At 63.9% G+C, this 12,841-nt stretch carries 10 protein-coding genes; 6 read left to right on the forward strand and 4 right to left on the reverse strand.

Annotation, left to right across the window (positions count from 1 at the left end; all coding sequences use genetic code 11):
* Positions 1 to 65 precede the first annotated feature (65 nt).
* Entirely contained in the window at positions 66 to 569 is a 504-nt protein-coding gene (locus OCX61_RS13155) for a peroxiredoxin (RefSeq protein ID WP_261944205.1), read from the forward strand.
* Positions 570 to 615: 46 nt separating this feature from the next.
* Here OCX61_RS13155 and OCX61_RS13160 read toward each other — a convergent pair whose 3' ends face one another.
* Positions 616 to 2,181, reverse strand: a complete 1,566-nt coding sequence (locus OCX61_RS13160; protein WP_261944206.1) for a DHA2 family efflux MFS transporter permease subunit — start codon at positions 2,179 to 2,181, stop codon at positions 616 to 618.
* On the reverse strand, positions 2,178 to 3,314 hold the full coding sequence (locus tag OCX61_RS13165) for an HlyD family secretion protein (protein ID WP_261944207.1): 1,137 nt from the start codon (positions 3,312 to 3,314) through the stop codon (positions 2,178 to 2,180). Before OCX61_RS13165 ends, OCX61_RS13160 begins: the two co-directional genes overlap by 4 nt.
* 176 nt (positions 3,315 to 3,490) lie before the next feature.
* Here OCX61_RS13165 and OCX61_RS13170 point away from each other — a divergent pair, with 176 nt between their 5' ends.
* The gene (locus OCX61_RS13170; protein WP_261944208.1) at positions 3,491 to 4,432 is read left to right on the forward strand and encodes a GlxA family transcriptional regulator; all 942 of its coding nucleotides are present in this window, start codon (positions 3,491 to 3,493) and stop codon (positions 4,430 to 4,432) included.
* 85 nt (positions 4,433 to 4,517) lie between these two features.
* Positions 4,518 to 5,795, forward strand: coding sequence for a peptidase MATCAP family protein (locus tag OCX61_RS13175; RefSeq protein WP_261944209.1), 1,278 nt, complete (start codon positions 4,518 to 4,520; stop codon positions 5,793 to 5,795).
* Here the strand turns inward: OCX61_RS13175 and OCX61_RS13180 are convergent, their stop codons facing one another.
* Positions 5,796 to 8,336 (reverse strand): HWE histidine kinase domain-containing protein, encoded by a 2,541-nt coding sequence (locus tag OCX61_RS13180; protein WP_261944210.1) that lies wholly within the window; start codon positions 8,334 to 8,336, stop codon positions 5,796 to 5,798.
* Positions 8,337 to 8,418: 82 nt separating this feature from the next.
* Positions 8,419 to 9,342, reverse strand: coding sequence for a LysR family transcriptional regulator (locus OCX61_RS13185; protein WP_261944211.1), 924 nt, complete (start codon positions 9,340 to 9,342; stop codon positions 8,419 to 8,421).
* Between the two features lie 104 nt (positions 9,343 to 9,446).
* Here OCX61_RS13185 and OCX61_RS13190 point away from each other — a divergent pair, with 104 nt between their 5' ends.
* From OCX61_RS13190 to OCX61_RS13200, 3 genes are all read left to right on the forward strand, one after another.
* On the forward strand, positions 9,447 to 10,199 hold the full coding sequence (locus OCX61_RS13190) for an SDR family NAD(P)-dependent oxidoreductase (protein WP_261944212.1): 753 nt from the start codon (positions 9,447 to 9,449) through the stop codon (positions 10,197 to 10,199).
* Positions 10,200 to 10,343: 144 nt separating this feature from the next.
* Positions 10,344 to 10,967: a dTMP kinase gene (locus OCX61_RS13195; protein ID WP_261944213.1), complete on the forward strand. Its 624-nt coding sequence runs from the start codon at positions 10,344 to 10,346 to the stop codon at positions 10,965 to 10,967.
* A gap of 124 nt (positions 10,968 to 11,091) precedes the next feature.
* Positions 11,092 to 12,816, forward strand: coding sequence for an amidohydrolase (locus OCX61_RS13200; protein WP_261944214.1), 1,725 nt, complete (start codon positions 11,092 to 11,094; stop codon positions 12,814 to 12,816).
* Positions 12,817 to 12,841: the final 25 nt, after the last annotated feature.

The following is a 12,841-nucleotide window of genomic DNA, read 5'->3' on the forward strand; positions in this document are numbered from 1 at the left end:
GTACCCGGTGTGGTGGAATGCTGCATCATACCAGCCTCAGCCCCTTGCCTACCCAGGAGACAGCGATGATCAAGCCCGGCGAGCAACTGCCCGATGTGACGCTCTACGAGTACAACAGCAATGAGGGCGCCTGCCCGATCGGCCCGAATGCGTTTTCCGTGGCTGAGCGCTGCAAGCAAAAGAAAGTGCTGATTTTCGGATTGCCCGGTGCGTTCACACCGACCTGTTCGGAGCGTCACGTGCCAGGTTATGTGGCTGCAGCCCAGGCGCTGTTCGCGGCCGGCGTTGACGAAATTCTCTGTGTTTCGGTGAACGATGCCTTCGTCATGAACGCCTGGGGCAATAGCCTGCAGGTGGGCGAGGCGGTGAGGATGATCGGCGATGGCAACGGCGAGTTCAGCGAGGCGCTGGGGCTGATCCAGGACCTTTCGGCCCGTGGCCTGGGCCGGCGTTCGCAACGCTACGCCATGCTGGTCGACAATGGCGTGGTCAAGCACGTTGCGGTGGAGGCGCCTGGCAAGTTCGAGGTCAGCGACGCGGCGAGCATGCTGGCCGTGGTCAAGGCATGACGCGGCGGCGATGACCTGGCCGGCCCTGGCGGCTGCCTGGGCCGGGTCAATGGGCATCCGCCGACGGTTGCCGTGGTGGCTGGACCTTGCGCATCAACGGGACCAGCAGCGTGGCGATCGCGAAGCACAGCATGATGACCAGGAAGGCGTCGGCGTACGTCATTGTCTGCGCTTCGCGCCAGGTCAATGCCCAGAGCTGATGCAGTGCAGTCTGGCTAGCTTGCGAGCTGTTCTGGCCCAGTGCCTGGGCGCCGTCATGCCATTGTTCGAGCCAGGTGTTCATGGTCTCGTTGCGAATGTTCAGGTGCTCGGCCAGGCGCAAGAAGTGCAGGTTGGTACGGTCATTGAGAATCGTGGCGCAGGCCGCGATGCCCAGCGCGCCGCCCAGGTTGCGCATCAGGTTGAACAAGCCCGAGGCGAGCTTCAGACGTGCCGGCGACAGCGCCCCCAGGGTCAGCGTGACCGTCGGCGGCACCGCCATTTGTTGTGCGAACCCTCGAATGGCCTGGGGCAACAACAGCTCCCTGGCACCCCAGTCATGGGTAATGGGCGTAAAGTCCCACATCGACAGGCCAAACAGTGCCAGGCCCAACATCAGTATCCAGCGCAAGTCCACACGGTTGGCGAGAAAGGCGTACACCGGGATCGCCAATAGCTGGAATACCCCGGTGGAGAACACCGCCAGGCCGATATCGAGGGCACCGTAACCGCGCACACGGCCCAGGAACAACGGTGTCAGGTAGATCGTGGCGAAGATCCCGATGCCGGTGATGAACGAAAACAGGCAACCCAGGGCAAAGTTGCGATCGCCCAGGGCATGCAAGTCGACGATGGGCTGCGCCACCTTCAGGCTGCGCCATACGAACAGAACGCCACACAGGCCTGCCAGCCAGGCCGTGGTGGCAATCGTGCTGTCGCTGAACCAGTTCCAGCGTGGCCCTTCTTCCAGGGTGTACTCCAGGCAACCCAGAAACACTGCCATCAGGCCCATCCCCAGGTAGTCGGCGCCCTTGAGCAAAGCCAGGTTGGGCTGGTCGACCTTGACCAGCAGGGGGACAGCGACGGTGACGAAGATACCGGGCACCAGGTTGATGTAGAACAACCAGTGCCAGGACGAGACATCGGTGATCCAGCCGCCAACCGCTGGCCCCAGGGTTGGCGCGAGCGAGGCGATGGCGCCAATCACCGAGGCGGCAATCACCCGTTGCGGGCCGCTGAAGTAGATAAACGCCGTGGTGAACACCAGGGGGATCATCGACCCACCCAAAAAGCCTTGCAGCGCGCGGAATGCGATCATGCTCTGGATGTTCCAGGCCACTGCGCAGAGCAGGCTGGTCAAGGTAAAGCCCGCGGCCGAGGCGGCAAATAGCCAGCGCGTGCTCATCACCCGCGACAGCCAGCCTGAGAGTGGGATCACGATGATCTCGGCTATCAGGTAGGCCGTCTGCACCCAGGCGGTGTCATCCGCACCGGCAGACAGCCCACCCCCGATGTCCTTGAGCGATGCCGAGACAATCTGGATATCGATCAAGGCAATGAACATTCCCACACACATGGAGGCAAAGGCTGCCACCTTCTGGCGGGGGCTGAGCACCGGCAGTTCGCTGTTCATGGCTGGCTAGCCGTGGCGAGGCCCGCTGGCGTCTCGCGCGGGGCCTTGGTATCGATTTCGGCAAGCACCGAAAGGCCAGGGCGCAGGGCGCCGAAGTCGGCATCGCCATCTGCCAGGCGGACACGCACCGGCACGCGCTGCACGATCTTGGTGAAGTTGCCGGTGGCATTCTCGGGCGGCAACACACTGAACTGCGCGCCGGTGGCCGGCGCAATGCTCTCGACACGGCCGTGGAAGGTGCGCCCTGGCAGGATATCGGCCGTGATGCTGACGGCCTGGCCCACTTGCATGCGTGCCAGCTGGTCTTCCTTGAAGTTGGCGTCGATCCACAACCCGTGGGCCGGTACCACCGAAATCAGTTGGCTACCGGCTGCGGCATAGGCGCCGACCTTGGCTCGGCGATTGCCGACGTAACCATCGACCGGCGCACGCAGCTCGGTGTATTCGACATTGAGCCGGGCTTGCTCGCGGTCCGCTTCGGCCTGGGCCAGTGCGGCGCGTGCCTGTTGGCGTTGGGTGTCGATCACGGCCAGCTGCTGGCGTGCGGCCAGCAGGCCGGCTTGCGCGTGGACGCGATCGGCTTGCGCGGTTTTCCAGGCCGTGTCGACGCGCTGGGCGCTCTGCACCGAGACCGCCTGGCTTTGCACCAGGTTTTGATAACGCGTTCTGTCATCCATGGCCCGCTGGGCTTCGGCGCTACGCGCGTCGATCTGTGCTTTGGCCTGGCTGATGACCGCCTGTTGCAGCAGTTCGACCGCGTCCAGATTGGCCAGGCGCGCATGCTGCGCCGCCACGGCTCCTTCAGCTTTGGCCAAGGCGGCGTTGTAGTCGCGCACGTCGATCCGCGCCAACAGGTCACCCGCCTTGACGAACTGGTTGTCGACCACCGCGACTTCACTGATGTAGCCGGGGACCTTGGCGCTGATCACGGTCACCTCGGCGCCCACGTAGGCATCGTCGGTGTCTTCGATGAACCGGCCGCTGACCCACCAGTGGCTCGCGCAGGCCACGCCGGCAATGATTGCCAGCGCCAGGGCGCCCAAGCGCAGGGCAGCTACTCGGCCAAAGGCTTTGACAGGCGCGGTGTCGCTGTCCAGGACCGCGCCGGGTTCGATGTCGACCTGAGCGTTCATGACGGTCAGTCCTCTGTCTGAGCTTGGCTAATGAAGGGGGTGCCACCTGCTATCGGCCGCCCCGGATGTCGGCGATTACGGCAAGGGATGTGCGCCGCGTCTGGATGACATCCTATTGCCTTGTGGTCATGCCTTAAATGTCATATAAGACACCTTTTAGGACATCGGGTATCCGCATGCACACCCTCGGTTTTGTCGTCCTTCCAGGCTTCCAGTTGATGGGGCTGACGGCGATCACGGCGTTCGAGATCGCCAACCTGACCCTGGGCAAGCCCGCCTACGAAGTCACACTGCTGTCGGAGGACGGGGGGCTGGTCACGTCTTCGGCGGGTATTCGCATCGAGACCCGCGCGTTTGGCGGCGGGCAGGTGTTCGATACCGTGATGTTCGGCTCTGGCACGTCGGTGATGCCGGTCACCACCGGCCTTGCCAGCTTTGTGCGCGCGTCGATGGACACTGCTCGTCGAGTTGCCGCGCCCTGTGTTGGCGCCTTCGTCCTGGCCGAAAGTGGCGTGCTCGATGGCCGGCGGGCAACGACCCACTGGCTGTTTGCCAAGCAACTGGAGGAGCGCTACCCCAAGGTCAAGGTCGAACCGGACCGGATTTACATCATCGATGGCCCTGTGTGGACCTCGGCAGGCATGACCGCAAGCATCGACCTGGCGCTGGCCATGATCGAGCAGGACCATGGCCTGGAAACCGCCCGGATCGTTGCCCGCAAATTGGTGGTCTATCACCGCCGGGCCGGCGGGCAGTCGCAGTTTTCGGTGCTGTTGGACCTCGAGCCCAAGTCCGATCGCATCCAGAAAGCCCTCGATTACGCCCGGCGCAACCTGAGAAACACCTTGAGCGTGGAAGAACTGGCTGGGGTTTCGCACCTGAGCCCCCGGCAGTTCAGCCGCGCGTTCACTGCCGAAACCGGTCAATCGCCGGCCAAGGCGGTGGAGCACCTTCGGGTCGAGGCGGCGCGAATGCTGCTCGAAGACAGCGGGCATTCCATCGAAGTCGTTGCCCGGGAGGCAGGCTTCGCCGACCGGGAAAGGATGAGGCGGGCGTTCTTGCGTACGATCGGTCAGACGCCGCAAATGATACGGCGCAGCGGCACCCCGATGGGCTGAGGGCAGCTGCTGGCCCTGCGGCTACGCACAGAACCGGCACGGGCTAAGCTGTCGAGATGACGCTGGGTGACTCAAGGACACTGCCATGGGTACTGCCTCCCTGTCCGAGCTCGATGCCGCGCTGCCAGGACTTGCCCGCAAGATCCGCGTGCTCGATGCCCTGGCCTGGCCGGATGGCATCGAGCAGGTATTCCTCAGCCAGTGGCGCGCCGGCAATGCGCAGTTGCCCCAGGTGCAGTTGCAGCCGCGCGAGCACAGCAGCGATATCGCCGCGCTGGAGGCCTTTATCGGGCAATGCGATCAAGGGCATCCAGCCGGGCGCTTCCTGGCGATGACCGCACGCAGCTATGCCACCGCCGGTCGCATGCTGGGGGCCATTGGCACCCCTGACTTCACGCGTTATTCCTCGGCGCTGTACCGGCGCCCGGACTTTCTCTACCCCAGGCAGCAACTGACCATGCTCGATGCGGCCGGTTTCTTCCTCAAGACCACCGATGCCCTGCTGGGCAGCGAGCAGATTCCGCCAACCGAGGCTGACATTCCTGCCGAGGACTTCGCTGCCTGGATGCAACCGGAAGTGGACCGTTTTTTTGGGCCGGACCGGATCAGCATCGTGCTGGATGCCAACCTCGCCGCCAAGGCCATCGCCGGGAGCCGCCGTATTCGCCTGCGTGCTGGCGCCCTGTTCAGCGAGCTGGACAAGCAGCAACTGTTGCAGCACGAGGCCTTCGTGCATGTTGCCACCGCCCAGAACGGTGCCAACCAGCCCAACCTCAAGAGCCTGGGCCTGGGCGCGCCACGGACCACCCAGACCCAGGAGGGCATCGCCACGTTGGCCGAACTGTTCACTGGCAGCATGGACATCAACCGCCTGCGCCGTGTCGCCCTGCGTGCGCTGGCGGTGCAGCAGGCACTGGATGGCGCTGACTTCATTGAAGTCTTCGAAGGCTTTGTGAACGCCGGGCAGTCGCCGCAAGAGTCGTTCCGCTCGACCCAGCGGATTTTCCGCGGTGCCGACCTGCGCGGTGGCTCGGCCTTTACCAAGGATGCTGCCTACCTGACCGGCTTGCTGGGTGTGCATACCCTGCTGCGCGTGGCGATCCGTGACAACCGACCGGAACTGGTCGGCCACCTGTTTGCCGGGCGCCTGACCCTGGCCGATACCGTGCGCCTGGCGCCGCTGTTCGAGTCCGGTTGGCTCCAGGCGCCGAGCTACATTCCGGCCTGGGCCTGCGACATGCGCAGGCTCGCCGCCAATCTTGCGTTTTCGGCTTTCATCGCCCAGATCAGGCTGGATGTACTCGACCTGCCAATGTTCATGGCCTTTGCCGACGACCACGAGGCGGATGCCAGCGCCCAGTGATCACGGCGCAAGCAATGCCTGCAGGCTGGCCAGAATGGCATTGGCATCGTAGGGCTTGCGTATCACCGCAACCTCCTGCAAATGCTGCGGAATGCTGACGCCATCGCCATAGCCCGTGGCAAACAGGAACGGAACGCCACGCCGCACCAGCTCATCGGCCACGCAGATCGATGTGCCGGTGCCCAGGTTGATGTCCAGTATCGCGGCGTCAGGCGTGCGCTGGCCCAACAGCTTCATCGCCTCATGCTCGGAGCCAGCGGTGATGACGTTGGTGATCAGAGCATCGTTGAGTATTTGCTCAAGCCCTACGGCAATGACCAGCTGGTCTTCCAGAATCAGCACACAGGCATCTGCGCGCGCAGCGAGCACAGCGTTCGGTTGCGCCATCGGCGTAGCGGGGTGTAGCGCTTCAGGCGCTGCGGCCACCGAGAGGTGCCTGGCCGGGATTCTGAAAAAGCCCTGAAGGCCTTCGGGCAGGTATTCGACGTTGCTGGTGCCACCCAGGTCGAACGGTATGCTGCGATCGATCAGCACCGTACCAAAGCCACGGCGGCTCGGCGGGCGAACCGTTGGCCCGTTGCGCTCGCGCCAGGTGATATCGCAGGCATTGCCCGCATCGAGCGCCCAACTGACACAGAGCCTGCCGCCGGCCCTCGACAGCGCCCCGTACTTGGCCGCATTGGTCGCCAGCTCGTGCAACACCAGGGCCATCACCGAATAGGCGCGTGCGTCGAGAATCACATTGGGCCCGGTCATCTCGATGGCCTCGGCCGAGGTGCGATAGGGCGACAGCTCGGCCTCGAGCAGGGTGGCCAGGCGCCCGCCACCGTCGCCGCGCACCACCTGGTCGTGGGCCAGCGACAGCGCGTGGATGCGGCCCTTGAGCGTCGCCACATAGTCCTTGAGCGTCTGGCCCTCGGACGTTGGGTGGGCAACCAGTGCGCCGATCAAGGAAAGGATGTTCTTGACCCGATGATTGAGCTCTTCGTTGAGCATGCGCTGGCGGATTTCAGCCTTCGAGCGCTCGTTGGCCAGCAGCTCGCTGTTGTGCAATGCCACTTCGACGATCGCCCGGCGAATGGCCTCGCCGAACTGCCGGTCCTGCTCGCTCCAGGGCAGTGATTGCCGGTGCACCGTCTCTTTCCAGATCGCGAAGCTCTTGCGCGGTGTCAGGCGGTCGCCCAGCGCGCCACTCTCGTAGGTCTTGTTCGGGTCACCGGCCCAGTCCAAGGTCTCGACCACCTCCTTGCGGAACAGCATCAGGTAGTCCCTTGGCTGCTGCGACATCGGGATGATCAGCACGCCGGAGACTTCCGTGCAGTAGTCCTGGGCCGCAGGGAGCGCCATCGAAAGCCGGTTGGATGCCCAGGTCTGGCCTTCGCTGACCCCCTGCGCCAGCCCCAGCAGTTCGGCAATGGCCGCCTTGGGTGGCGTCAGGCCGGTCGACGTCCAGCGTCCCTGCATCGACATGCCGATGCCGTCACACGGGATCAGCGACTGAAATTCGCCCAGGCGCGAATGGAAGAATGCCTCGATGTCGGGCGCATGGTTGGCGTCGCGCAGCAGCGCATCCAGCGCCTTGTGGACGTTGACGGCCGCTTCGAGGTGCTGGCGGGTTCGCAGGGTCTCGATGTGCAGCGAAAAGAACTCGCCGAACATTTCCGCCGCCACCCGTTGCCCCATGGCCAGGGTGCGCGGTGCGTAATGGTGGCAGGCGATCAGCCCCCATAGCTCGCCACCGACGATGACCGAGATCGACATCGAGGCCCCCACACCCATGTTGCTCAGGTATTCGCAATGGATCGGCGAAACGCTGCGCAAGTGCGCGTAGGAGAGGTCCAGGGGCTCGCCGGACGGGTCCAGTACTGGGTCGATGGCAACCGCCTTGAACTTGACGTCGGAGATGATCCGGATCGGGTTGCGCAGGTACAGGGCGCGGGCCTGCTGGGGGATGTCGGACGCCGGGAAGTACTGGCCAAGGAAGCTTTCCAGGTCGCCACGCTTGGCCTCTGCCACGACTTTGCCGGCGCCGTCGGCACCCAGCTGGTAGATCATCACGCGGTCATAACCGAGCACCGCACGCACGAAACGGGCGGCGTCGCGGAACAGCTTGTGGGTCTGGTCGACTTCGCGCAGCTGGGCGATCAGCGTGCGTGCCAGTTCGATGGGTTCGGCAATGCTGGCGCCGGCGGGCTCGAACTCGATGATCGCGGTGCCCTTGAACACGTGGGCCGCAACATCGAACGCCTGACCTGAAGGCAGCTGCATGCTGAACGTCTGCGATGGCCGTGTGCCTTCGCGGGTGCGGGCCAGCGAGTTGCGCAGGGTGTGAGCCACTTCATCACCGAATAAGGCGCTCAGCCTCTGGCCATTGACTGCACCTGTCACACCAAGCATCTGTGGCAGATTCAGCGAATGGCGCAGCACGACCGTCGCTGACGCATCGCAGGCAAGCATGCAGCCGTGGGGTTGAATGCTGCCGGGAACCTGGATCGGCTCGCGATCGCAGTTGGTCAGGTTTACCTGGGGGTCGAAGGTCATTGGGCCCGCGCCTGAAAAAGAGAGACAAATACCTGACTTACAGTACAGCATCAACCGGCAGAATCGGGGGCAGGCCTCGACGCTAGCCTGACAACTGAACTTGCCACTGCGGGTTCGCCAACCGCTCGACGAAAAACTCGGCCAGTGCCTGGACCTTGCGTGGCCGTGTACGCGCCGACGGGGTCACGAAGTACAGCCCGCCCTGGGTCATCCGCCATTCGGGCAGCAGGTGCACAAGGCGTCCGTCGGCCAGGTACTCGGCGGCCATGAATTCCGGTAACTCGGCAATGGCCAGGCCCGACAGCAAGGGCGCGACCAGGGCATCCGAATTGGTCACCCGCAGCGGCCCGCGGGGCACCACGTCGTGGCTGCTGCCGTCGCTGTGGCTGAAGCGCCACACCTGGCTGCGGGCACGATAGGCGTAACTCATGCAGGCGTGGCCAGCCAGCTCGCGCGGGTGCGTGGGCTGGCCATGGCGGGCAAGGTAGGACGGTGCGGCCACCAGGTACTGGCTGACCGAACAGATGCGCCGTGCCACCAGCGATGAGTCGGGCAGGGCGGCGATGCGCAAGGCCGCATCGAAGCCATCGGCGACCAGGTCGACGGTCGAGTCCGACAGATGCAGGTCAAGCTCAAGCTCCGGGTATAGCGCCAATAGTTCGGGCAGCAGCGGCGCGACCCAACGCAAGCCAAAGGCCATCGGCACTGCCAGGCGCACCAACCCGCGCGGCTGCAGCGACAGCTCCTGGGCCTCGCTTTCCATTGCCTCGGCCTGGCGATACAGCGCGCTGGCTTGCTCGACCATCCCCTGGCCGAACTCCGTCAGCGAGAGCTGGCGCGACGTGCGGTTGAACAGGCGTGCGCCCAGGCGTTCTTCCAGGCGCGCAACTGCGCGCGATACGGTGGGCACCGAAACGCCCAGGGCCCGTGAGGCGGCGGCGTAAGAGCCTTCTTCGGCCACTTTGGCGAACATCGCCAGGCCTTCGAAATCTGGAATTCTTGGCATTTCATTTCTGCAATGATGGCTTTCAAATGATTCTATTTTGAAATGATCTGCCGGTCGATACGCTTCTCCCCACAGCAACTCACCACCTCAACGGGAGAAACACCATGAGCAAGAAACTTGAAGGCAAGATCGCACTGGTCACTGGCGGCACCACCGGCATTGGCTTGGCCACGGCAAAACGTTTTGCAGAGGAGGGTGCCCATGTCTACATCACCGGGCGCCGCCAGGCTGAGCTGGACAAGGCGGTGGCGCTGGTGGGCAACGCCACCGGTATTGCGGTGGACTCCACCCGGCTGGAGCAACTGGATGCACTCTATGCCCGCATCGCTCAGGAAAAGGGCCGCCTGGATGTGCTGTTCGCCAACGCTGGCGGCGGCTCCATGCTGCCATTGGGCGACATTACCGAAGCCCACTATGACGACACCTTCGACCGTAACGTGAAAGGTGTGCTGTTCACCGTGCAAAAGGCGCTGCCGCTGCTGGCGCAGAACGCCTCGATCATTCTGACCGGTTCCACGGCCGGTAGCTCCGGCACAGCGGCTTTCAGCGTGTATTCGGCATCCAAGGCCGCCGTTCGGGCCTTTGCCCGTAGCTGGATTCTGGATCTGAAGGATCGCGCCGTGCGGGTCAACACCCTGAGCCCAGGCGCAACGCGTACCCCAGGGTTGGTCGACCTCGCCGGGCCGGATGCCGGGCAACAGCAGGGCCTGCTGGATTACCTGGCGTCGCAGGTGCCGCTGGGGCGAGTCGGGGAGCCGGTCGAAATCGCCAATGCTGCCGTGTTCCTGGCCAGCGATGACGCCAGCTTCGTCAACGGCGCCGAGCTGTTCGTGGACGGTGGCCAGGCGCAGATCTGACCCTCAGGATGGCGGTTTACCGGAAGGAGTACAAATGTACTCCGCCCGGTAAACCGCCATCAGGCTGACAAGCGAGACTGTGGCCTGCTTTGCGTGCATCATGCTCATCTCTGTATCCAGGTCTGCTTCCACGCAGTATTGAAAATGAAACGTCCGCTGTTTATTGCGCTGGATGGCCCCAAGGGCACCGGCAAGACCACGCTGCTGGAGGCCATCACCCGGGCGCTGAGGGCTGATGACAGGAAGGTGATCCGGCTTTGCGAGAAGAAAAGCGACCCCTTCAGGGGGGAAACCATGGCGCTGGTCAACACGCTGGTGAGAAACCCCTGCCGGGACCTGGAGTTGAAGGTCTGCGCGCGCCTGGCCGATAGCCGCGCCTGGATTTCCCGCAATGTGCTGCCCAGGCAACCTGCGGACAGCATCATCCTGATCGATCGCTGGTACCCCTCCGACGCCGCGTTTCGCCGAACGGTCCCGTTTGCCGAAATCCTGCGCATGAACCACGAGCGCAACGTGCAAGTGCCAGACCTGCATGTCGGCGTGGTCACATCGCCTGATACGTCCTGGGCGCGGGCTGCGGCCCGCACGCGCGGGCTGGGCAGTACGGTAATCCACAAGCTGGATGAACAGATCGCCTGCACCGAAGCCTTCGAACGGGCGGTGGCCGAACATGGCTGGGTGCTGTGCCGCAATGAAGGCACGATCGCGCAGGCGACGGACCAGGTGGTTGCCGAGATCCAGCGCGTGCTCCACGTACCGCGTCCTTGAGCTGCTTTACCTTGGCTTGAGGATTCTTTCCTTTTTGCAAAAAAAGTTGTGCCTGCCTTCGCATTTAACCGCCCTGGCGGCTTGGCTAGGCTGCGCCTCGATCAAGACAAGAACGAGGCCTCGAATGAACAAGCAGCTCCTGAACATGGCGATTGCGGCGGGACTGGCCTGCACCTCTCTACCAGGACTGGCCGCCGTGGATGTGATCCTGCATAACGCCAAGGTCTATACCGCCGAGCCAGGCCAGCCTTTGCAGCAGGCCGTTGCTGTCGAAGGCGAAAAGATCGTTGCCGTGGGCGCCGACCGGGACGTGCTGCGCCTGAAGAGCAACGCTACCCAGGTCATCGACCTTGGCGGCAAGGTGTTGATGCCGGGCATGCTCGATTCCCACTCCCACGCCATCAAGGGTGGGCTGCAGCTGGAGCTGGCCAACCTGGCGGGCGAGCAGATTCCGCTCGATGAGCTGGAGCAGCGCCTGCGCGAGTGGCGCGACAACGGTAAAGCCCGTCGTGGCGAGTTCCTCTCGGTCGGTGGCGTACCAGGCACCTACTGGGATGATATCGCCGCCCTTGAGCGACGTTTCAACCATGGCGAATGGGCCGAGCAGCCGATTCTCTTCGCTGCCAACGACATGCACACCGGCTGGGCCAACCAGGCCATGCTCAAGCGCGCCGGGATCGACGCCAAGACCCTTGCCGCGTTGCCTGCTGATGCGCGTAATACGATCGGCCAGCACCCCGATGGCTCACCCAACGGCTTTCTCGCCGATGCCAGCTACTACCCGGTTACCGAGCTGTTGCCGCCACTGAGCCATGAAGTGCTGATGACCGCAGGGCGCATGGCCTTGAACTACTACAAGCAACTGGGCATCACCGGCTGGATGGACCCGCTGGCCAACGAGTTGCCAGGGGCTGACGTGAAGAACGACTCCCTCGGCTTGTTGCCGGTGTACAAGGACCTGTCCGAGCGCGGCGAGCTTACCGTTCACGTCGCGGCGCTGCTGATGGCCAGTTCCAAGGCGCGCCCAGCCGACCTGGATGAGCTGGACAAGGTGCGTCAGCAGTTCCTGGGCGTGCATAACCTCACCTTGCCAGGGATCAAGGTTTTTGCTGATGGTGTGGCCGAAGCCCCGGCGCAGACTGCAGCGATGCTCGAACCCTACAAGAACACAGGCATGCGCGGCGAGTTGCTGCTGGACCCGGCAACCTTTGGCGAACTGGTCAGCGCCGCAGACGCGCGTGGCTGGCTGGTGCACGTGCATGCCATCGGTGACCGCGCGGTGCGCGAGGCACTCAACGGTATTGCCCAGGCCCGCCATGATCGCGCCAGCGGTATTGCGCACTCGATCACCCACCTGCAGATGGTCAGCCCGCAGGATTACCCACGCTTCAAGGCGTTGAACGTGATTGCCGCGATGCAGCTGTACTGGGCGGCTGCCGATGAGTCGAACATGGCGCTGGTAAAGCCCTATGTCGACGCCATGGCCTTCATGCATACCTTCCCGGCGCGCTCGCTGCTCAAGCATGGCGCGACCCTTTCGGGCGCGAGCGACTGGCCGATCACCACTCCGGAGCCGTGGAAAGCCATTTACCAGGCGGTGACCCGTAAAGGGCCGAAGGGTGTGCTCAACGCGGCCGAAGCCATCGACCGCGAGCAGATGTTCCAGGCCTACACCCTCAACGCCGCCAAGGCCATGCGCCTGGACCAGCAGGTGGGGTCGCTCAGGGTCGGCAAGCAGGCCGACATGATCGTCCTCGATCGCGATGTGCTGAGCGTTGCACCGGCAGCGCTGCGCGACACCCAGGTGGAACAGACCTGGTTCGCGGGCAAGCAGATCTACGCCCGCTGAACGGCCCGGGTATCGTTGACTTTGC

It is taken from the genome of Pseudomonas sp. LRP2-20 (assembly GCF_024349685.1).
In the GTDB taxonomy this organism is placed as follows: domain Bacteria; phylum Pseudomonadota; class Gammaproteobacteria; order Pseudomonadales; family Pseudomonadaceae; genus Aquipseudomonas.